At 48.1% G+C, this 20747-nt stretch carries 16 protein-coding genes and 1 pseudogene; 4 read left to right on the top strand and 13 right to left on the bottom strand.

Annotated features, from left to right (window positions below; translation table 11 throughout):
• Nucleotides 1–3 precede the first annotated feature (3 nt).
• From HII30_RS13625 to HII30_RS13605, 5 genes are all read right to left on the bottom strand, one after another.
• Entirely contained in the window at nt 4–537 is a 534-nt protein-coding gene (locus tag HII30_RS13625) for an NfeD family membrane protein (RefSeq protein WP_169505587.1), read from the bottom strand.
• 150 nt (nt 538–687) lie between these two features.
• Nucleotides 688–1851 carry an iron-containing alcohol dehydrogenase gene (locus tag HII30_RS13620; RefSeq protein WP_169505586.1) on the bottom strand — a complete coding sequence of 388 codons (1164 nt, stop codon included), beginning with the start codon at nt 1849–1851 and terminating at the stop codon, nt 688–690.
• Nucleotides 1852–2024: 173 nt separating this feature from the next.
• Entirely contained in the window at nt 2025–3620 is a 1596-nt protein-coding gene (locus HII30_RS13615) for a UDP-glucose--hexose-1-phosphate uridylyltransferase (RefSeq protein WP_169505585.1), read from the bottom strand.
• A 12-nt stretch (nt 3621–3632) separates the two neighbouring features.
• Entirely contained in the window at nt 3633–4622 is a 990-nt protein-coding gene (gene galE, locus HII30_RS13610) for a UDP-glucose 4-epimerase GalE (RefSeq protein ID WP_169505584.1), read from the bottom strand.
• Nucleotides 4623–5804: a galactokinase gene (locus HII30_RS13605; protein WP_169505632.1), complete on the bottom strand. Its 1182-nt coding sequence runs from the start codon at nt 5802–5804 to the stop codon at nt 4623–4625.
• Between the two features lie 189 nt (nt 5805–5993).
• On the opposite strand from HII30_RS13605, the gene HII30_RS13600 reads away from it, so the two are divergent.
• On the top strand, nt 5994–6848 hold the full coding sequence (locus HII30_RS13600; protein ID WP_211184583.1) for an AraC family transcriptional regulator: 855 nt from the start codon (nt 5994–5996) through the stop codon (nt 6846–6848).
• Between the two features lie 84 nt (nt 6849–6932).
• Here HII30_RS13600 and mgrA read toward each other — a convergent pair whose 3' ends face one another.
• From mgrA to HII30_RS13585, 3 genes are all read right to left on the bottom strand, one after another.
• Complete coding sequence (gene mgrA, locus HII30_RS13595) at nt 6933–7937, bottom strand: L-glyceraldehyde 3-phosphate reductase (RefSeq protein ID WP_169505583.1); 1005 nt, start codon at nt 7935–7937, stop codon at nt 6933–6935.
• Between the two features lie 101 nt (nt 7938–8038).
• Nucleotides 8039–8773, bottom strand: a complete 735-nt coding sequence (locus HII30_RS13590; RefSeq protein WP_211184591.1) for an NAD-dependent protein deacylase — start codon at nt 8771–8773, stop codon at nt 8039–8041.
• A gap of 62 nt (nt 8774–8835) precedes the next feature.
• Nucleotides 8836–9603, bottom strand: coding sequence for an HAD-IA family hydrolase (locus HII30_RS13585; protein WP_169505581.1), 768 nt, complete (start codon nt 9601–9603; stop codon nt 8836–8838).
• 232 nt (nt 9604–9835) lie between these two features.
• On the opposite strand from HII30_RS13585, the pseudogene HII30_RS13580 reads away from it, so the two are divergent.
• Together HII30_RS13580 and ilvD are read left to right on the top strand one after the other, a co-directional pair.
• Nucleotides 9836–10078 (top strand): annotated as a pseudogene (locus tag HII30_RS13580) (KGG domain-containing protein); the annotation flags it as partial.
• A gap of 242 nt (nt 10079–10320) precedes the next feature.
• Nucleotides 10321–12006, top strand: a complete 1686-nt coding sequence (gene ilvD, locus HII30_RS13575; RefSeq protein WP_211184581.1) for a dihydroxy-acid dehydratase — start codon at nt 10321–10323, stop codon at nt 12004–12006.
• 82 nt (nt 12007–12088) lie between these two features.
• On the opposite strand, the gene HII30_RS13570 is transcribed toward ilvD, so the two are convergent.
• Nucleotides 12089–13474, bottom strand: a complete 1386-nt coding sequence (locus HII30_RS13570; RefSeq protein WP_169505579.1) for a polysaccharide deacetylase family protein — start codon at nt 13472–13474, stop codon at nt 12089–12091.
• A gap of 140 nt (nt 13475–13614) precedes the next feature.
• Here HII30_RS13570 and HII30_RS13565 point away from each other — a divergent pair, with 140 nt between their 5' ends.
• Nucleotides 13615–14760 carry an AI-2E family transporter gene (locus HII30_RS13565; protein ID WP_169505578.1) on the top strand — a complete coding sequence of 382 codons (1146 nt, stop codon included), beginning with the start codon at nt 13615–13617 and terminating at the stop codon, nt 14758–14760.
• A 132-nt stretch (nt 14761–14892) separates the two neighbouring features.
• Here HII30_RS13565 and HII30_RS13560 read toward each other — a convergent pair whose 3' ends face one another.
• From HII30_RS13560 to HII30_RS13550, 4 genes are all read right to left on the bottom strand, one after another.
• Nucleotides 14893–16659 (bottom strand): peptidoglycan D,D-transpeptidase FtsI family protein, encoded by a 1767-nt coding sequence (locus tag HII30_RS13560; protein WP_169505577.1) that lies wholly within the window; start codon nt 16657–16659, stop codon nt 14893–14895.
• Nucleotides 16660–16683: 24 nt separating this feature from the next.
• Nucleotides 16684–16806 (bottom strand): hypothetical protein, encoded by a 123-nt coding sequence (locus tag HII30_RS21860; RefSeq protein WP_281363485.1) that lies wholly within the window; start codon nt 16804–16806, stop codon nt 16684–16686.
• Nucleotides 16807–16810: 4 nt separating this feature from the next.
• Nucleotides 16811–18973 (bottom strand): methyl-accepting chemotaxis protein, encoded by a 2163-nt coding sequence (locus HII30_RS13555; RefSeq protein WP_169505576.1) that lies wholly within the window; start codon nt 18971–18973, stop codon nt 16811–16813.
• Nucleotides 18974–19201: 228 nt separating this feature from the next.
• Entirely contained in the window at nt 19202–20500 is a 1299-nt protein-coding gene (locus HII30_RS13550; RefSeq protein ID WP_169505575.1) for a peptidase U32 family protein, read from the bottom strand.
• Nucleotides 20501–20747 lie beyond the last annotated feature (247 nt).

The following is a 20747-nucleotide window of genomic DNA, read 5'->3' as shown; positions in this document are numbered from 1 at the left end:
GTGCTACATCTCTCCCTTTCTTTCTTCCAGTTCGGATACCCGGAGAACACCGTCAGCCACCTCCACAACCACAACGCGGACCCCGGCGGCTATCGGCTGCTTATCAAAGCTTGAGGCAATGTGCATGGTGTTACTTGCACCCACTCTGACCATCACTTCACCATAACCCAGAGCCGGCAGCGGAATCGTGACTTCCCCTATACGGCCCGCCAGCTCCTGGATGGAAAAGCCTGTGGAATTCTCACTGTTTTCCATGGGGCGGACATACCCGAAATAAAGGAGAATAGAAATGACCAGCGCTGCTAGCATAGCCAAAATTATCTGCAGCCATGACGTCAGCTCCGTATAATTCCCAAGCATAATTCCTGCACCGCCGAACACCGTAATGAATGAGGCAAGAACCATCGGATTGAGAAAATCGACAGACAAAAAATCAAGCACACCGTCTATCGCTCCGCTCAGAATATCCCCCAATAATACGGTCACGACAGCGAACAATATGCCGCCAACCAAACATCCCCAAAACAGTGCTTCCATAATGACTGCCTCCCCGAGTATCACCTTACTGTATATATAACTCCCTTTTACGCAGAAAAGTTAACATCGTTTCAAGAATTTGTATATGTATCTTACAAAAAAAGACTGCACCCGAACGATTTCACGTTGGCATGCAGTCCTTGTTGATTATTAAAGTGACATTTTATAAATCTCGATAACGTCCTCGCGCTCCAGCTTGCGGAAGTTGCCGAACGGTCCGAAACGAACCGATTTATCCGCCATGACCTCAATGTCCTGGCTTCCAATATCATAGTCCGCCAAGCGGCTCGGCGCTCCGATGGAGCTCCAGAAATGACGAAGGGCCTCAATCCCTTCCAAGCCGATCTCCTTGTCGCTCTTGCCTGCCGGGTCCACATTAAATACATTGACGGCTAGACGTTTGAAACGCTCCGGCTGTACGTCAATATTGTATTTCATCCAGTTCGGGAACAGGATCGCAAGACCGCCCCCATGCGGGATATCGTACACGGCGGATACCGCATGCTCGATATTATGTGTAGCCCAATCCCCGCGCAGTCCCATGCTGACCATGCCGTTAAGCGCCATCGTTCCGCAGTACATGATGGTCTCCCGCAGTTCGAAGTTTTCCAGGTCGTCGATCAGCTTTGGTGCTGCTTCAATGACAGTCCGAAGAAGAGTTTCACAGAAACCGTCCTGAACCGGCGTATTGGGATCCAGATGGAAATAATGCTCCAATACATGGGTCATCATGTCCACCATTCCGTACACGGTCTGGTCTTTTGGCAGAGAATACGTATGCTCCGGATCCAGAATAGAAAATGACGGATACGCATAGATGCTGCCCCAGCCCATTTTTTCCTGTGTGTCTTCGTTGGTAATGACGGAACCTCCGTTCATTTCCGAGCCCGTCGCCGCCATCGTCAGCACAGTACCAAGAGGAAGTCCGGCCTGCGGCACGGCTTTACGCTCCACGAAATCCCACATATCCCCCTCATACTTTGCACCGACTGCAATCGCCTTGGCACAATCCAGCACACTGCCTCCGCCTACAGCCAAGATCAGCTCAATGCTGTGTTCCCGGCACAGCTCAACCCCTCGGTGTACGGTGGACAGACGTGGATTGGGCTCTACACCCGCAAGCTCTGTCACTTCTGCACCAGCCTCATTCAATAGCGAAAGGGTCCGGTCATAAAGACCGCTCCGTTTGATGCTGCCTCCTCCGTAAACGAGAAGCACCTTTTTACCATATTTTTGGACCTCAGAGGTCAAAGCATTCAGCTTTCCTTTGCCGAAGATCAAGGTCGTCGGATTGTAAAATTCAAAAGGACCCATGGGATCATCTCCATTTTCATAAAATTATAGGGAACATTGGTTCCAGCCACTCATTATACTACCCTGGATATGAGAATACAAAACGGGGAAAAGATAAGTGCTGTAAACACACGGTAAACACAAAAACAGACGGATCAAGTTTTCACTTGACCCGTCTGTTCATGAACCATCTTTTATGAATGCTGCGTATATCCCATGCTGGTAAGAAAACGGTGAAAGCCCCGTTGTCCTTCTTCCGTATGCTTGTAGACCCCGGCCTGCTCCAGGATCGTGGTGAATATACCTCCAACCTGATACTGAATTTTCTCTACAGCTTCCTCTTTCGTCAAGCTTCCGGCATCCTCGGCCTGCATCAGGTCACTGATCCAATCACGGTGTACCGCCAAAGGATGACCTTCCATCAATGAAGCTTCATACAGCTCTGAATGTCCGGACAGAATGTCCGCAATCTGGTCCAGCTCGCTCTTGAGTCTCCCTGGCAGAATGGCAAGTCCCATCACCTCAATCAGGCCGATATTTTCTTTCTTGATGTGGTGCATTTCACGATGCGGATGAAAGATGCCTTCCGGATGCTGCTCATTCGTACGGTTGTTTCGAAGTACCAAATCCATCTCATACTCACCATCTGCACTGCGCCGGGCAATCGGCGTGACTGTGTTGTGACGAACTTTCTCACCTTCAATCCAGCTCCATGCCTCAATGTCCAGCTCAGCATCACTGTAGCCTTTCCAGGACTCATACACTTCGTTCGCACATTCAAGCAGAGACTCGGCATCGGCTGCACGCAGCCGGAGAACCGACATTGGCCAGTGAACGATACCCAATGACACGTCAGGATGTGTCTTATGAGTGAATGAAGCTGTAACTTCTGCCTTCTGAATAGGGAATGTATGGCGTCCCCCCTGGAAATGATCATGCGTGAGAATGGATCCACCGACGATGGGAAGATCTGCGTTTGAGCCCAAAAAATAATGCGGGTAGGCTTCGACAAAACCCAATAAGCGCTTCAGTGTATCCTTGGTCAGCTTCATGGGAACATGATCATGGTGAAAAATAATACTGTGCTCGTTGTAGTACACGTAAGGGGAGTATTGAAAAAACCATTTTTCCCCGTTCAGTTCCAGCGGAATCACTCTTAAGTTTTGGCGTGCGGGATGGTTCACCCGGCCCGCATAACCTACATTTTCACGGCAAAGCTGGCATTTGGGATACACCGGAGGCGGTAAAAGCTTGGCTAAGGCGATTTCCTTCGGGCTTTTCTCCGGTTTGGACAGATTAATCGTGATTTCGATATCTCCATAAACACTTTCGTACTTCCAATATTCGTTCTTCGCCACACGATCCATCCGAATATAATTGCTGTCGATGCACAATTTATAAAAGTAGTCCGTAGCTGCCTGAATGCCCTGCGCATCCTTCCGCTTCATGAACTCTGCCGTAACCTCCGATGGACGAGCCATCAGCAGCCCCATAATTTTGGCATCCAGAAGATCTCTGTACGTGTCGCTGTTTTCTTGAATCATTTCATGGGCAGCCGCATAATCAATCAGCACATCCAGCATCTGCTGCGGACTGGCAGGAACCTCATCTCCAACCGCCTCCAGAAACGGTTCATCAAATCCAAACTCCTCCAGCAGCAGATTGCGGCTGTAGTCGATATCCGCTTCCTGAATCAAGCCATGGTTATAGGCAAATGTGACCAGCTGTTCTATCGCATGGAGCGCCTGACGGGATTCAGAGGCGCCGGTTGATACCATTTCATTCTCCATGATGCTCCCTCCTTAGTTGCTGTCGTATCCATTCGGGTGGCTGACGTGCCATCTCCACGCATCCTGAATAATATCCTCCAGCTGCACACGGGAAGGAATCCAGCCTAACAGCGTGCGGGCTTTTTCAGAAGATGCTATGAGCACGGCAGGGTCCCCTGCACGGCGGGCTTCCAACACTACCGGAATGTCACGCCCGGTTACTTTCTTCGACGTTTCGATTACTTCTTTCACGGAAAAGCCGAGGCCGTTGCCCAGATTGAAAATATTGCTCTCTTCTCCGCGCCGCAGGTATTCGACCGCCCGCAGATGGGCATCCGCCAGATCACTGACATGGATGTAATCACGCACACATGTACCGTCCGGGGTCGGATAATCTTCCCCAAAAACGGAGATGTGATCACGCTGCTTCAAAGCCGTTTGGAGGACAAGCGGAATGAGGTGGCTCTCGGGCCGATGATCTTCACCAATCTTGCCGCTGGCGTGAGAGCCGGCTGCATTGAAGTAGCGCAGGGAAACGTACTTGATGCCTTGTACTTTATCGAACCAGGACATCATTCTCTCCATCATCAATTTCGTTTCTCCATAAACATTTGTAGGCTGTGTGCGGTCTTTTTCTTCAATCGGCACCTTCTCGGGCTCACCATAGGTTGCGGCTGTAGATGAGAACACGATCCGCTTGACCCCTGCTTCATTCATCGCTTCCAGAAGACAAAGTGTTCCATACACATTGTTGTCATAGTATTTAACAGGATTATTCATACTTTCGCCCACAAGTGAATTTGCGGCAAAATGGATTACAGCATCAATATCGTTCTCTGCAAACAACGTTTTCAGAAGGGCTTTGTCCCGTAAATCGCCTTCGTACAGCTTTCCTCCAAGCAGTGCCTCACGATGCCCAGTCTCCAGACTGTCGATAACGACAACCTCTTCACCCCGCTCAAGCAGCTCCGCTACCGTATGAGATCCGATATATCCTGCGCCTCCAGTTACAAGTACAGCCATTTATAACGCCCCCTTGTTTTCATCCAGCTCATGAACACCCTGACCGACGCCACATACATAAAAATCAGGTTTCAATCCGGTTCTGGCTTCATAGTGACTTCCTACTTCTGTAATTACCTCATCCACATGATCCTCATGTACGAGCGCTACGGTACATCCTCCAAAACCTGCGCCAGTCATACGTGCGCCGAGTGTTCCCGGCTGACGCTGAAACTCTTCCACCATCGCGTCCAGCTCAGCTCCAGTTACCTCGTACAGATGACGGAGCGAATGATGGGAATCATTCATGTAGCGGCCGAAGGCCTCCAAATCATTGTTTTTCAGCGATTCAACGGAATCCAGCACGCGCTGGTTTTCCTCCACAACATGTTGTGCGCGGCGACGGACGGTCTCGTCCTCAATTACATCTTGAAGATTGCTGAACTCATCCGGCGTAAGCTGTGCCAGATACTGAAGCTCCGGCTTTTTCGTTTGCAGCAGCTCCAGAGCCTGATCACACTCCGCGCGGCGCTCATTATATTTGGAATCAACGAGCCCGCGGCGTTTATTGGTATTGGCAATCACGATCTTGTATAGTCCGGTCTCGAAAGGCACCAGATCATACTCAAGCGTGTCACACATCAGAAGAATTGCATGATCTTTACGCCCGTTCGCCACGGCGAACTGATCCATAATTCCGGAGTTTACGCCGACAAACCGGTTTTCTGCACGCTGGGAAAGCTTCGCAATTTCAACGGTATCACGCTCCGCGTTCTCCAGGGACATCAGGGCAAACGCAGTAACCACTTCGATCGAAGCGGAAGAGGAAAGACCAGCACCGTTTGGAATATCACCATGGTACAGCAGATCATAACCCTTGGTGAGATGGCAGCCGATTTCAGCAAGTTCCAAAATGACGCCGACTGGATAGTCCGTCCACTCGCCGCTTTTACCGCCAAAACCGTCCGCAGGATCTACAGTTGCTTCATAAGGAAGATTCGTTGAAGCAAAAGAAATAAGGTTATCCTCCCGTTCTCTGATCCACAGTGTTGTTCCGAATTCCAGTGCGGCTGGCAGTACATAACCACCATTATAGTCCAAGTGCTCACCGATGAGATTGACACGGCCCGGAGCATTAAATACACGAATTGCAGATGAACTCTGTCCAAATTTGTCTGTAAAGATTTGTGTGAAAGATTGCATGTTCAACTAGATCACTCCATCCTGTTCGATATGGATTACTTGATTACATTCAGTATAGAAGAAAGCAGGATATCTTTTAATGCAGTCTTGTGTGATACATATGGATATATGTGACTTTCAATAGTACAATACAAGAGTTAGATTTACTAGGATCTATATGTTTTTACTACAATAGAAAGCAGGTACAATATGATCAAAAAGGACTTTTACTCTGTGTCATCCAATCCTGTCACCCCGATAAATGATCATCTTATTGTGCTTTTTTCGGGGATAAGTCAGACGGAACCCAACCATGCGCTGGGACCTAAAATTTACGATCATTATCTGCTCCATGTTATCGAATCGGGCAAAGGTAACTTCCAGACCGAACATGGTGTGTTCGAACTCGGCGCCGGGGACGCCTTCCTGATTCATCCCGGAGAACTTGTCAGCTATGCTTCACATGGTGATGAGCCCTGGCTGTACCGCTGGGTTGCGTTTACAGGATTGGACGCCCGGACACTCGTAGAAGCAGCCGGGATGCTCCCGGATTCGCCAGTTGTTTACAATTCGGGCTCACGCAGGTCAGGGCGTTATATCCGGCTCATCCAGGAAAGCTTCCGGCGCAAACAGGATCAGGCACATATCGCCGCTGCCGGATACCTTCACCTGTTGTGGGCTGAACTGATGAATCATACACACCGGACTGTTTTGCCCTCCATGGCTGAAACTCAAATTCAGCGGACGGTAAAGCAGATGATTTCCGTCATGTCTTCCCAGTATGCTCATCCGGTTTCCATTGAACAGATGTGCAGCAGTCTGGGCTATAACCGCGCCTACCTCTCTCGCATTTTCAAAAAAGAGACAGGGCTGCCCCCTGTAACCTATCTGCTGAAACTGAGAATGGATCAGGCGAAACGGCTGCTTCGTGAGCGCCCCGAACTGTCCGTGGAACAGGTTTCCGCCTCTGTCGGTCTGCCTGATTCGCTCTACTTCTCCAGGCAGTTCAAACGCTTCTACAGCTTGTCCCCAACCAGCTACCGCAGAGAAAATGGCGGGACTTAGTTTAAAGCATGAAAATGCCCGCTCTTCTTCGGAAGAAAAGCGGGCCTTGCGGTACGTCGTATATATGGAATAGAAATGTATAGACTACGCTTCGCTATCCTTCTTCAGAATAGCCTCGACACGGTCCAGTTCTTCCTTGGAGAAATCCAGATTGTTTAAGGCGCTCACGTTATCTTCAATCTGGCTGACTTTGCTTGCACCGATCAAGGCTGAAGTAACACGGCCGCCCCGAAGTACCCAGGAGAGTGCAAACTGCGCCAGGCTCTGACCGCGGGCTGCGGCAATTTGATTCAATGCGCGGATTTTCCGCAGCACTTCTGGTGTAATGTTGCTTTCATTTAAGAACATGGAAGCACTCGCAGCACGGGAATCATTGGGAACACCATTCAGATATTTATTAGTGAGCAGCCCTTGGGCAAGCGGTGTAAAGGCAATGCTGCCGACACCCTGCTCATCCAAAACATCCAGCAGACCGTTCTCGACCCAGCGGTTCAGCAGGGAATAGCTCGGCTGATGAATCAGCAGCGGGGTTCCCAGACTTTTCAAAATCTCGGCCGCTTCACGGGTCTTCTCCGGGCTGTAGTTTGAAATACCGACATACAGGGCTTTACCAGAACGAACGATATGATCCAGTGCCATCATCGTCTCTTCAAGCGGGGTATCGGGATCCATACGGTGAGAATAAAAGATATCAACATAATCCAATCCCATCCGCTTCAAGCTTTGATCCAGGCTGGATACCAGATATTTACGGGATCCCCAGTCTCCATAAGGACCAGGCCACATATAATACCCGGCCTTGGACGAGATAATCAGCTCATCCCTGTAGGGTTTCAAATCGCTCGAAAGCACCTTGCCAAAGGTCTCTTCAGCCGAACCGGCTGGAGGACCGTAATTGTTAGCCAGATCAAAATGCGTAATACCCAGATCAAAGGCTCTGGTAATCATACTGCGCCCGTTCTCATATGTGTCAATACCGCCGAAGTTATGCCATAAGCCGAGGGAAATGGCCGGCAGCTTCAGGCCGGAGCGCCCGCAGCGGTTATATTTCATATTCTCATAGCGGTCTTCACTAGCTATATACATCATTATAATATCCCTGCCTCTCTATTGATCGATGGTATCAGGCTGACTCTTATATATGATTAACCCAATCTTAACGGGAATGAGCAGGCCCCGCAAGAAATCGATTACATATCCTCTCGAAGCATCGCATTAATTTCGTTCATGACCATTCCAATCCGATCATTTAACAATAGTCCTGCACGATGATCATACGGGGTAGGGTCATTGTTCAATATAGCGGTCTTGCTTCCCTGGTAATAGGTAACCAGGCCGGCGGCTGGATGAACCGTCAAAGAAGTGCCTCCCACAATCAGCAGGTCTGCAGTTGAGATCTCCCGAACGGCCTTGATCAGAATCTGCTGGTCAAGCTCCTCTTCGTAAAGTACCACATCCGGTTTAATCACACCGCCGCAGTCTATACAGCGGGGGACGATGTCCTGAATGCCCATGATCTCCTCCAGCGAGTAGAAACGAGAACAATCCATGCAGTAATTTCTGTGAACAGATCCGTGCAGCTCCAGCACTTCGGCGCAGCCCGCTGTTTGATGGAGTCCGTCTATATTTTGCGTAATGACGGCTTTCAGCTTGCCAGCACGCTCGAGCCTTGCCAGCAGATTGTGGCAGCTGTTGGGCCGGGCGTTCGGGTGAAGCATTTTGCTGCGGTAAAAATCAAAAAAAATCTCAGGATGTTTTAGGAAAAAGGTATGGCTCAGCATCACCTCCGGCGGATAAGGAGATTGATGTTCACTTTGGTAAAGTCCCGCCGCAGACCGGAAATCGGGGATGCCGCTCTCCGTGGAAGTTCCTGCTCCGCCAAAAAAAACAATATAGTCGCTGGCTTCAATCCAGGTTGCCAGCATTTCAATTTTTTCCTTGTGATCCACTTGTGCACCTCCCACATACAGCGCTTGATATTGGGCCGCTATGCTTTTATCGTAATTTCATTATAATCGCTGATGACAAGATCGGCATCTATAAGATGCTCCGCTGGCCCTTCCTCCTGGTACAGTCCGACCGCCAGGCGGCAGCCTGCCTGCTTCGCCATCTGCATGTCTCCATTGCTGTCTCCAATGACGACAGCTTCTTCGGGACGTATACCCATCTTTGCACACGCATGCAACACCATTTCAGGGTGGGGCTTACCGTTCTTCACCCCATCGCGCCCGATCACGGCATGAAAATAAGAAGACAAGCCCATCCAATCCAAATGTTCATTCGCTGAATCGGTTGTATCTGAAGTGACGACAGCCACCGGAATTCCGCCATCCCGGCAGGCATCCAGCAGGTTCTGCAGGCCAGGCATAGGAAAGGCAGGTTTTTGGCTGCGGATTTCAAACATCGCTTGGTTCGTAATTTGCTGAACCTGAAGGATGGCTTCATTCCATGGCACTCCAGCAGCGTACAGCTGCCATGCCAGCAGACCGTTTGTTTCTTCTGCGGTCGCCATGGCCAGCGGCCCCTTCAAATCATAGGAGCGCACTCTGCCTTGCGGGTTATGTATGGTTCCAAGCACCTTTTCCACGGGAACGGTAAATCCGGCCCCCATGACGGCAAGCCGCTGCTCCATATCACGCAGTATATAATCTGCCCAGCCGCCCCACAATGCCATAAAATGCAGCAGCGTGCCATCCTTGTCGAACAGCAATCCCCTGCATGGAATGGAATGTCCCTTGATTTCCAGCACCGTCACTGTTATGCCCTCCCTTTCCTCAATCATACTCTTTCTATTTTACACGCTGAATCTCCTGCGTTTGAGCTGGATCAATTTTTCTTTCTCTAAATGATATAGAAGGAAATTAAAAGTACTTTTCTATAGATTTTTTCCAATCTTTAGTTGATTTTTATGATTCATTACAACTGGGTCGTGGTAAGTAGGTGGTGCAGCAAGGCAAATCATAGATTCTGGATGAGGAGGAAGTAAAATGGCAAAGAAACCTAACGATCAGAAGATGACTCGGGAAGAAGCCGGACGATTAGGCGGGGAAGCGACTGCTAAAAAACATAACCGTGAATTCTACCAGGAAATCGGTAAAAAAGGCGGAAAAGCCACGTCCAAAAATCACAGCCGTGAATTTTACCAAAATATCGGGCAAAAAGGCGGCGTAGCGACCTCTCGTAATCATGATCGCGAATTTTATCAGGAAATCGGCCGCAAAGGCGGAAAAAAATAATAGCAGCATACGCTGCCGGGCACCTCTTCTTAAAAAGCAGAGAGGCCCTTTTTTTGTGCTGTTTTATCAGACGAAAAGCCTTATCACAAAAGAAGAGCGGGTAGAAAAACATGCCTTTTTATGATAGACTCTTTTAGATGAAAGTTTTATATGTTGATCCGGCTGCTTTGCCGGTAAATCGCGCTAAAGCGCCTTATTTTCATAAATATTAAGGAGACTTGGGGGGAATAGGCATCATGAAACCAAAAAAAATGCGTTCAGACATGATCAAAAAAGGATTCGACCGTGCACCGCACCGCAGTCTTCTGCGTGCTGCCGGCGTAAAGGAAGAGGACTTCGGCAAACCGTTTATTGCAGTATGTAACTCTTATATCGACATTGTTCCAGGACATGTGCATCTGCAGGAGTTCGGTAAAATTGTAAAAGAAGCGATCCGTGAAGCGGGCGGCGTACCGTTCGAATTTAATACGATCGGTGTAGATGACGGCATCGCCATGGGTCATATCGGCATGCGTTATTCACTTCCAAGCCGTGAAATTATTGCGGATTCCCTGGAAACCGTCGTATCGGCTCACTGGTTTGACGGTATGATCTGTATTCCTAACTGTGACAAAATTACGCCAGGCATGCTGATGGGTGCACTTCGCGTCAATATTCCGACGATTGTAGTCAGCGGTGGACCGATGAAAGCCGGCGTAGACAGCAAAGGTAACAAACTGTCCCTCACTTCGGTATTTGAAGGTGTAGGCGCTCATCAAATTGGTAAGATTAACGACGCGGAATTGCTCGAACTGGAACAATTCGGATGCCCTACCTGCGGTTCCTGCTCCGGGATGTTCACAGCGAACTCTATGAACTGTCTCTCCGAGGCTTTGGGACTTGCACTTCCTGGTAACGGAACAATTCTGGCGGTGGCGGAAGAACGCAAAGAATTCGTGAAGCAGTCAGCCCGCCAGCTGATGCAATTAATTGAGATGGACCTGAAACCACGGGATATCGTTACACGCGAAGCGATCGACAACGCCTTCGCGCTGGATATGGCAATGGGCGGCTCCACCAACACGGTACTTCATACACTGGCACTCGCACATGAAGCCGGTATTGAATATCCGCTGGAGCGTATCAATGAAGTGGCTAACCGTGTCCCTCATATCTCCAAGCTGGCCCCTGCGTCCAACTATTTCATTGAGGACGTTCATATCGCTGGCGGAGTCAGTGCCGTACTACACGAGCTGCTGAAGAAGCCGGATGCCTTGTTCGGGGATTGTATTACCGTTTCCGGTAAGACCTTGGCTGAGAATGTAGCCGGATGCGAAATTCAGGATAAGAATGTCATTCACCCGATCGACGAGCCTTATTCCGAGCGCGGCGGATTGGCCGTTCTATATGGTAATCTTGCACCGGAAGGCTCTATCATTAAGGTAGGTGCTGTAGATCCTTCGGTAGGCGGTTATCATAAAGGGCCTGCCATCTGCTTCGACTCCCAGGAAGAATCACTCGAAGGAATCGCTAATGGCAAGGTTAAGGAAGGCATGGTTGTCGTTATCCGTTATGAAGGACCTAAAGGCGGACCGGGTATGCCGGAGATGCTGACGCCTACTTCAATGATCGCCGGTATGGGACTCGGCGCGAAAGTCGGCTTAATTACCGATGGACGATTCTCAGGAGCTTCCCGCGGTATCAGTATCGGCCACATTTCTCCTGAAGCAGCGGAAGGCGGACCGATTGCCTTTGTCGAGGACGGCGACATCATCGAACTTGATTTAGAGAAACGCACCATCCAGCTGGAAGTAAGTGATGAAGAAATGGCCAAGAGACGTGCTAACTGGAAAGAGTTCGAGCCTAAAGTGAAGACAGGCTACCTGGCACGCTACTCCAAACTGGTTACCAACGCCAGCAATGGCGGTATTATGAAAATTTAATTACTGCAAGATTATAAAAGCAGGCCGCCAAGGGATTATCCCGAGGCGGCCTGCTTTATTTAGTTCATGCACTCCACATTATTTATGACGAGAGGCTTTTGGCCGTGTTAGCCAGTGGCAGCTCATTTAAATCCAGATCTTCCTCCAGGTGGCTGCCTGCGGCATCGTGAAGACGCGTGTCTTTCACCGCATACCGGCTGAGCAGCACACCTATAGGCATTACCAGTGTTTTCGGTTCCATTCTCCGGCTGCCCTCTTTCAATCTTGATTGACCCTTGGGATGAATGACGCTGAGCAGCAGCTTTAGATAAACCCGGGTAGAGCTTGCGAATAGCCCTGGCGGCAGATCCTCAAGTATAAAACCGAACTGCTCAGGTCCCCTAGTAATCATCGTTACAGCATATAATCCTTTGATTTTATGAAATTCAGGCCGGTCCAGTACCATCTGGGCAACTGCAGGCAGATCATGCTGGACTGCACGGATCATTTGGATCGCAATTTGCATTTCTGAACGGGAACGGCTGCCGATTTCAAACAGCTTCTTGTTATCAAAATGAAGCTCCAGCACCTGATCGCCTTTTTCCAGCTGGGTCCCGTCCGCAAGATCAATCATTTTGCCATGATAAGAGGTTAGACGAAAGTGCAGCATAGGGTCCTCAGGAGTGGCAGTTTCCAGGCGGAATACCTTGTGAAAAGCCTTCTCCCAAAGCAACCAAAGCGAGACAAGGATACGTTTCCCGAAAGATAATTTCATCGAAGCAGCTCTCCTCTCCTGAGTCATCATTTCATCGATGCGAATACTTGTTAAATCCTGATGTTTCGCTTCCTCCAGCACCCGCCGCAGGGCAATCAGCATTTGCTCTGGTGCTTCAGGGTCGGCACCCATCGTATTGCCGCAGTCATGAAGAAGCATCACTTCTCCCGCTTTCAGCTTGAGCTTCATTCTCCGGGTCAATGTGTCCGCACCTGTACGGATTCTCCAATCTCCGAACATGGAAGACCACAGGACAATGCGGTATCCGCTGTTTTTGGCGAAGTCAAACAGATTCAGGCTTCCCCAGGGAGGACGATAGTATGTCGGTCTCTCACCCGTGATCTTGTAAATAATATCATCCGTACGTTTGAGCTGGGAGCGAACGGATTTGGGCCTCATCAGCCAGTTGCTTTTATGGACATAGTTATGAATCCCGATCAAATGCCCTTCATCATGAATACGCTTGACGATTTCAGGATGACGCTCTGCATGAGAACCCACGATAAAAAACGTTCCCTTCATCCCATACTGCTTCAACAAATCCAACAGCTGGGGGGTGTACACCGGATCTGGGCCATCGTCAAACGTCAGGGCAAATGTTCCCTCAACGGTTCCTCTGCGAAATACGCGAAAGCCAAAAAAACGGGTGATAATTCCCGGTATAAATGCATAAAAAGAAGAAATATAAAACAACCAGAGCAGTAATGTCTGCATGCCAACTCCCCGCTTTTCTTTTTCTTTGGCACAATACACTTTTACTATTTTATCATAGCCCCAAAAGAAATAGGCGTTTTTTTCATAATTCAGGTACAATGAACTCATACCTAAAACATTAAAGGAGCGATTATGTAACCATGCTTCCCCTGTACAAAAAATATTGGAGGACTGCGTTTGATATCGGGTTGATTGTCCTCACCGTCTATCTGGTCATGCTGGCATTCAGCAGACTCTATAACATAGCGGCTCCCGTATTTTTATCATTTATCGTATTTTGGATGATCGAGCCGATCGCACGTTTTTTTCATCGCCGGGGACTTCGCAAGCCTTTTGCATCCGCCTTGGCTGTGCTGATTTTTCTTCTCATCATCCTGGGCCTTCTCTTCGGCGCCGGAGCGATCATCGTATCCCAAATCATGCAGCTGCAGAATAACCTGCCTGTCTACACCACGATGATTCAAGAGCAGTTCGAGTCGCTCACTAATTTTCTTCAGACCAAACTTGCTGCTCTGCCGCCGGATGTCAGCTCCAATATGAACGGCTACTTCAAAGATATTACCAACTTTGCGAAAAATGCCGCTCAAGGATTTTTTCTTTATATCGTTGGTTTTATGGGCTCCTTCACCACCTTTATTGCTAACTTCGGGATTGCAATCATTCTGGCCTTTTTTCTCAGTACAGAGATTGGGAGCTGGCGCAGCATTGCTAGTGAAAAGACACCCAAGACGATTAAATCAGCTGTCCAGTTTCTGAAAGACCATGTCTTCACGAAGATTGGATCTTATTTAAAGGCACAATTGAAGCTGATCAGCATTACTTTTGTTCTGGCTTATATCGGCCTGCTGATTCTGGGCACTGGTAACGCCTTATCGATCGCTTTAATTTGTGCCGTATTCGACTTTTTACCGCTTTTGGGTGTGCCCGTCATTTTCATTCCATGGATCATTTATTTGTTTGTTGTAGGGAACACCAGCTTGGCTGTTGGCCTCCTTATTCTGCTGGCGGTGATCATGGTAATCCGGCAGCTGCTTGAGCCCAAGATTGCAGGCCAGTCGATCGGTGTGACTTCTGCATTTCTGATGCTGTCCTTTATGATCATTTCATTGTCTATCTTTGGTATCGCCGGTCTTATTATGACACCGATTCTGATCATTCTGCTGAAAGAACTGCTTCAGCAGGGTTATTTACAGCGTTGGATTCGCCTGCCGAAAGAAGAGTTTGAAGTGTCTCCTTTGGAAGCCAAATCTCAGAACAATGAGCCTCATCATCACACTTCTTCATGAATTTACGAAACACAAAACAAGACCTTCCCCGAGCCTGAAACGGGGGAGGTCTTTCATTTGCAGAGACAGATGCAGTGATCGTAAGAACCCCTGCCATCGCAGCCTCCAGAAAAGTAATTCAATTTAGTTTATCTACGTCCCGGCGAGCAAATTCATGATATCACCGAATAGGTCAGTCGCCTGATGGCGGGACCCAGGTTTCATATTTTTGACCAGAACCGATACGGCATAGCGCGGCTGCTTCACAGGACCGTAACCGACAAACCACTGATTGTTACGAGGGGAACCTTTACTAAGAACCTCAGCAGTTCCGGATTTACCTGCCAGCTGCCAAGCTGCTGTTTTCTTCAATGTCTTTCCTGTCCCCTCATTAACGACATCCTGCATCCACTCAAGTAAAGTCCTTGCTGTCTTTTTGGAAATCGTATCGAATAAGCGGTTTTGCAGTACAGGAAACGAGTGCAGCTCCTGACCGTTGGCATACGAAATCCGGCTGATCATTCTTGGGCGAAAGCCTCTGCCCTCATTGAGCAGTGTGACGATAAGGTTTGAAGCCTGCAGCGGCGTCATGGATACATCTCTTTGGCCAATTGCTGTCTGGACTCTCACTCCTTCATCCCTGCTGTCCGTGCCTTGCGCGAAGACCATTCCTCTTTCTTCATGATCCAGCGGCTTGAACAGCTTCAAGCCAAGAACATGGGCCGCCTGCCAGCCTGCTTCATACCCAAGTCCCAGCTTATTTGCCGTATCCTGAATTTGAGCACCCGACAAACGCGTTCCCAGTTCTGCAAAAACCACATTACATGATTGAGCGAACCCTTCACGAAGATCCAGTGTCCCGTGTCCGTGTTCCTTCCAGCAGGACAGACCGTAATGTCCAAATTGTCCGCTGCAGTGAAACGTATCCTTAGCAGAAACGGCCCCGGTTTCCAATGCGGCAGCTGCTGTGATGATTTTGAAAACAGAACCTGGCGATGTGCTTTGAAGTGCCCTGTTCTCCCACTGGCCTTCTTCAGGGTTAACACGCTCCGGATTATAAAAAGGCAGGGAGACCATAGCAATGATATCTCCGTTTGAAACATCCTGTACGACGACTGCACCTTCTTTTACCCCTGCTTCTGACATCAGCTTCTCGATCCCTTTTTGAATCGTACGGTCGACGGTCGTTGTAAATCTTAAAGGATAGTATGGATTGCTGTCCGCCTTTACCATGGGATCAAACTCTTGTATAAGACGGTTTTTACTGTCCACTGTAAAAGAAATAATCGTCGGTGAAATACCCTGCAGGAGAGGATCCAATGTTTTTTCCAAACCACTGGTACCCATGACATTCTGATAATGTTCAAAAAACTGATTCTCTTTCCGCTGACCTGATATGAAACCAAGCCACTGCATGCCGGATTCCATGTCTCCGTATCTTTGCTCATATGGAAGAATCTTCACATACGGCAGCTGTAAAGCAGTAAGTGCCTGCTGCTGCTGCTCGCTCAACGGGACGGGCAGTCGACCGTCCTTTCCATGCCAAAGCCTCGGTTCTTTTAATCCAGTCCAGATCTTGGTCAAATCATTCGGGTCACTCTGCAAAATTTCTGCCGTACGTTCAATGCTGTCTTCTGACAGCATTGAACGTTCAGGAACTGGAAACAGCACCGCTGTCCAGATCAGTTTTCCGGTTAATGCGCTGCCGTTGCGATCCAAAAAATGACCGCGGCCCGTGTCGAGTACAACAGCACGTTCTCTTTGAAGCTTAGAGGACTCCAGCAGTGTGCGTTTCGTTCCGGGCATATGTTGATGTTTCATCACCAATTGAATCCACGCCAGCCGTCCCATGAGAAGGAACAGCAGTATGGCAAGAAGCATCCAACCGTAAAAAATACGGTGCTGTCGGCTCCTGTGCATGTTCAATCCTCCTTAAGGTCTCACTTACTCTTTATAGCGTACTTCATCATCTTTTCCTCCTTTACCTTGAAACAGACCTGACTGCTTCTCTGCCCGTAAAAAAGAGTCTGCTGCAGATGACTCCGCAGCAGACTCTATAATAAACATTTTCTTAAAGCGTAAAGCGAGACAGTGTTTCTTTAAGCTCCTTGGACACATTCTCCAGCTTGTCTGACAGATTGACCAGCTGATTGCTGACACTCTGCTGTTCACTGCTCAAGGATGCCACTTCTTCTGAAGTTGCAGAAGATTCCTCGGCCACGGCGCTTACATTCCCCATGGCTTCAGAGAGAACAACCTGGGACTGATTGAGACCATCAATGGAATCGGTAACCGAATCCAGTCGTTGAATAAATTCAATCATCTGCTGCTGAACGGAAACGAATATTTCGTTCGTCTCTTTTACGGAATCCATCTGTGCTTTAAACAGCGGGTTCGCATCCAGCAGAACCTGTACTGTATCATTCATTTCCGTCATAATTTTCTCGGTGATCTGACTCACCATATCAATGGATTGACGGGACTGGTCTGCCAGCTGACGAATCTCATCTGCGACGACCATAAATCCTCGGCCGGCCGCACCAGCACGAGCTGCTTCAATCGTCGCATTCAGTGACAGAATATTGGTCTGCTTCGTAATATTTTGCAGAACATCAAGCACTTTCACGACCGAAGACGTCGTCTCTTTCAAACCGTCCACTTTACGCATCATGGATCTGGTCATATCCTCAGTTTCATGAGTCTTATTTAACAGATCATTCAAATGCTTGGTTCCCCGTTCGCTGGAGCTTTCAACATGACGAGCGGATTTACTCATCTCATCATTAGCATTCACCACAACCTGCATCTGCCTGGAAATATTACCAGTCAAATCACTGCCGCGCTCTGCTTCTACAGCCAGGCTGCTCGCACCGTTTGCGATTTCTTCAGTGGCCACAGCAATTTCCTGGGCGGAAATAGCCGTTTTCTTGGATGCATCACTAAGCTCTGCCGCTGTATTTAATACATCCTGTGCCGTACTGCTCGTCTGACGGACGAGTCCAGTAATCTGCTCCATCATTTCATTAAAGCTGGAAGACAGTCGACCAATCTCGTCTTTCGATTTATGGTCAGTGCGCACATTAAGGTTACCCTTGGCACCTTCTCCCATCAAATGACTCAGCTTGCCCAGAGGTTTGCCAATCATGCGCACCATCCAGATGCCAATCAGAATCGCAATGACAATAACGACGAGTGCAATCCAAAGCGTAAGGTTGAGAATTTCTCTCGCGTCTTCCGTAAGATTTTTTGTAGGAATGGTGCCTACAAGTGTCCAATTGTTGATACTCAAATCATTATAGACTGCAAGAACATTATTGCCGTTCGGATCCTGGGCTACCAGATTTCCGCTTTTTTGATTTCGGGTATCATCCTGCATAAATGTCCATTTCGAATCACCGGCCACTTCATCGGCATTATTCGAAGAAACTACCTTCATGTCCGGAGAAAGAAGCTGGATTCTGCCATCATCGCCAAGGTCAATGCCTCTGAGCTGCTGATTTACAACTGATGCATTCAATTCAATCACGAAAATGTAAACTTCACTGAAGTTGTTCATGGAACCTATCGAGCGGGCAACTGAAAAGTATGGGGCACCGCCTTCATTTACTGTAGGAATCCATAGTGTCTTTTTCTCTTTTTCAAGTTCCGCTACCCAAGGATATTCCAAGACTTGATCGATGTTTTTGGCCATACTGCCAGCAGCGATCACTTTGTTTTTATTTGGTGGAACAATGTAAATAGATTTGATGTTGGAATCTGCTGTAATCTCATTGCTCAGCTTTTCACGGATCTTTTTTTCAATCTCGAACAGTTCATAATCCGTTAATGTTTCACTAGTAAGCTGTGATAGAAGATTTTGTAACTCACCATCATAAGAACTTAAGTTCTGATAGTTGGAAAATATGATATCCAGCTTCTCCGAAGTTTGAATAATCGTCTGCTGGTTCGCATTGGCAGCATTCTGCTCAATGATTTGTTTGGCCTTACTATAGGACATCTGACCGAGGACCATAATAAAAGCAACGATTGTTACGAAAAAAATGAGAAACAAACGAATACCAACCGATCGGGCCGGATTCAGTTTATTCATGCCTGATGTCTCCAACTTGTTAGTCCACCCGGCAAACCGATTCACTTTACCGTTTGATGACTTTGCTGTACTCATCTTTTCTTTCGGCTGCTTTTCTGGCTTTTCTTTCTTGGGCTTGACCTTCTTCTGACTAGAGTCCCCCATACGCATATCACCCACCATATGTCATTTTTTTCAATAAGATATCAGATGACAGCTTTAGAGCCGCATCTTTGAATATCGATGAATATCTTACTAATTATTTCGACATATAAGAGAAATAACTTTGGGTTTTACTATATAAATAAGTCTAAAGACCTAGTTTCAAAGACATAAAAAAAGGAATCCAATTTCCCGTGAAGGACTTTGGATTCATATCTATTGCTGGTTATTTTATTTTCGCTGAATACGCATCATATCATAAGGTTTTACTGCCTGATCTACTTTCATCATAATATGCTGAAGCGGATGACGTGCAGCATCCAGTTCAAGGCCATGTTCGTCCTGGATCACACCGACCGTTTGTTTGAAAAATGTACCCTCCGGACCAAAAAACTCAATTTCATCTCCTGGTTTGAAATAATTCCGCTGCTGGATCATAGCCATGCCTGTATCGACCTGATAATCTTTTACCAGCCCTGCAAAATCATAAGGAGCGGCCTTTTCCTCCGGCTCATAAATGTGATCCTCATGATCCGGTGTATCGTAGAAAAACCCGGTATTGAGCGGACGATTCGCCGCTTTATTCAGCTCATCCACCCATTCCGGTTTAAGGACATAATGATCCGGGTCAGCCATATAAGCATCAATGGCCTGACGATATACATTCACCACGGTGGCAACATAATGAACCGACTTCATTCTGCCTTCAATCTTGAAGCTGTCAATACCAGCTTCAATTAAATCCGGAATATGTTCCAGCATGCATAGATCTTTGGAGCCCATAGAGAAAGCATGATCCTGCTTCTGGAATAGCGGGATCCCGGTTATACCCGGTTTGAATGAAGCTGGCGCGGATGATTCTTCTGGCGCCTCTTCAAATAGATCATATTTCCACCTGCAGGACTGACAGCAGCCCCCGCGATTGGAGTCCCGGTCGGTAAAATGATTCGATAGTACACACCGGCCGGAGAATGAAGAACACATGGCACCATGAATGAATGCCTCAATTTCAATATCTACATGCTTTTTAATTTCGGCGATTTCCTGAAGACTGGTTTCCCTTCCAAGCACCACACGCGGGAGTCCCTCCTCTTTCCAGAACTGCACCGCCTGCCAGTTCAGGGTAGACTGCTGGGTGCTTAAATGAACTTCCAGTTCCGGAACAGCGCGCTGAGCTACCTCAATGATCGCAGGATCTGCCGCAATAATGGCAGCAATTCCAGCTGCATGAAGATTGCGCAAATACTCCTCGATCCCCTCAATATCCTCATTGTGTGCATAAATATTAGCAGCTACAAATACCTTCGCACCATATTTTGCAGCAAACTCCACGCCTTCCTTCATTTCCTCAAATGTGAAGTTATCTGCATTGGACCGCAGTCCGTACTTCTGTCCACCTATATATACAGCATCCGCTCCATAGCGGACAGCAAATTTCAGCTTTTCCAGGTTACCCGCCGGTGCCAGCAGTTCCGGTTTATCCAAACGGCTGCGTTTCCCCTTGTACAATGGCTGAACCATAGCCCCCATGTTCGTTCACTCCTTACTTATTGAATCTTCATAAATTGAAGTTATAAGTTACCGTTCAGGGTAGCTGCGATGTCAAGTGTTCTTACGACCGCTGTTGCCTCCAAAATGCTTGGAATTATAATCGCATGTAGCATTTTGGAGACAAAGCTTATGCTTCCGATGCTAGCTTTCCTTTGGAAAGCTTTGAGGCGGACGCTACCGCTTCTCCAGAATCACTTGTCACCTCCGCTATTGAAGGGTAATCTTT

The organism is Paenibacillus lemnae (assembly GCF_012933385.1).
GTDB classification, from domain to species: Bacteria; Bacillota; Bacilli; order Paenibacillales; family Paenibacillaceae; genus Paenibacillus_AQ; species Paenibacillus_AQ lemnae.
Note: the sequence above shows the minus strand (reverse complement) of the source record. Positions and strands in the feature narration are given on the sequence as shown.

Excerpts from the sequence above, each read along its gene's own strand:
- HII30_RS13625 (WP_169505587.1), bottom strand. The coding sequence starts at position 537 with ATGGAAGCACTGTTTTGGGGATGTTTGGTTGGCGGCATATTGTTCGCT.
- HII30_RS13620 (WP_169505586.1), bottom strand. The coding sequence starts at position 1,851 with ATGGGTCCTTTTGAATTTTACAATCCGACGACCTTGATCTTCGGCAAA.
- HII30_RS13615 (WP_169505585.1), bottom strand. The coding sequence starts at position 3,620 with ATGGAGAATGAAATGGTATCAACCGGCGCCTCTGAATCCCGTCAGGCG.
- galE (WP_169505584.1), bottom strand. The coding sequence starts at position 4,622 with ATGGCTGTACTTGTAACTGGAGGCGCAGGATATATCGGATCTCATACG.
- HII30_RS13605 (WP_169505632.1), bottom strand. The coding sequence starts at position 5,804 with ATGCAATCTTTCACACAAATCTTTACAGACAAATTTGGACAGAGTTCA.
- HII30_RS13600 (WP_211184583.1), top strand. The coding sequence starts at position 5,994 with ATGATCAAAAAGGACTTTTACTCTGTGTCATCCAATCCTGTCACCCCG.
- mgrA (WP_169505583.1), bottom strand. The coding sequence starts at position 7,937 with ATGATGTATATAGCTAGTGAAGACCGCTATGAGAATATGAAATATAAC.
- HII30_RS13590 (WP_211184591.1), bottom strand. The coding sequence starts at position 8,773 with ATGCTGGCAACCTGGATTGAAGCCAGCGACTATATTGTTTTTTTTGGC.
- ilvD (WP_211184581.1), top strand. The coding sequence starts at position 10,321 with ATGAAACCAAAAAAAATGCGTTCAGACATGATCAAAAAAGGATTCGAC.
- HII30_RS13570 (WP_169505579.1), bottom strand. The coding sequence starts at position 13,474 with ATGCAGACATTACTGCTCTGGTTGTTTTATATTTCTTCTTTTTATGCA.
- HII30_RS13565 (WP_169505578.1), top strand. The coding sequence starts at position 13,615 with ATGCTTCCCCTGTACAAAAAATATTGGAGGACTGCGTTTGATATCGGG.
- HII30_RS13560 (WP_169505577.1), bottom strand. The coding sequence starts at position 16,659 with ATGCACAGGAGCCGACAGCACCGTATTTTTTACGGTTGGATGCTTCTT.
- HII30_RS21860 (WP_281363485.1), bottom strand. The coding sequence starts at position 16,806 with ATGTTTATTATAGAGTCTGCTGCGGAGTCATCTGCAGCAGACTCTTTT.
- HII30_RS13555 (WP_169505576.1), bottom strand. The coding sequence starts at position 18,973 with ATGGGGGACTCTAGTCAGAAGAAGGTCAAGCCCAAGAAAGAAAAGCCA.
- HII30_RS13550 (WP_169505575.1), bottom strand. The coding sequence starts at position 20,500 with ATGGGGGCTATGGTTCAGCCATTGTACAAGGGGAAACGCAGCCGTTTG.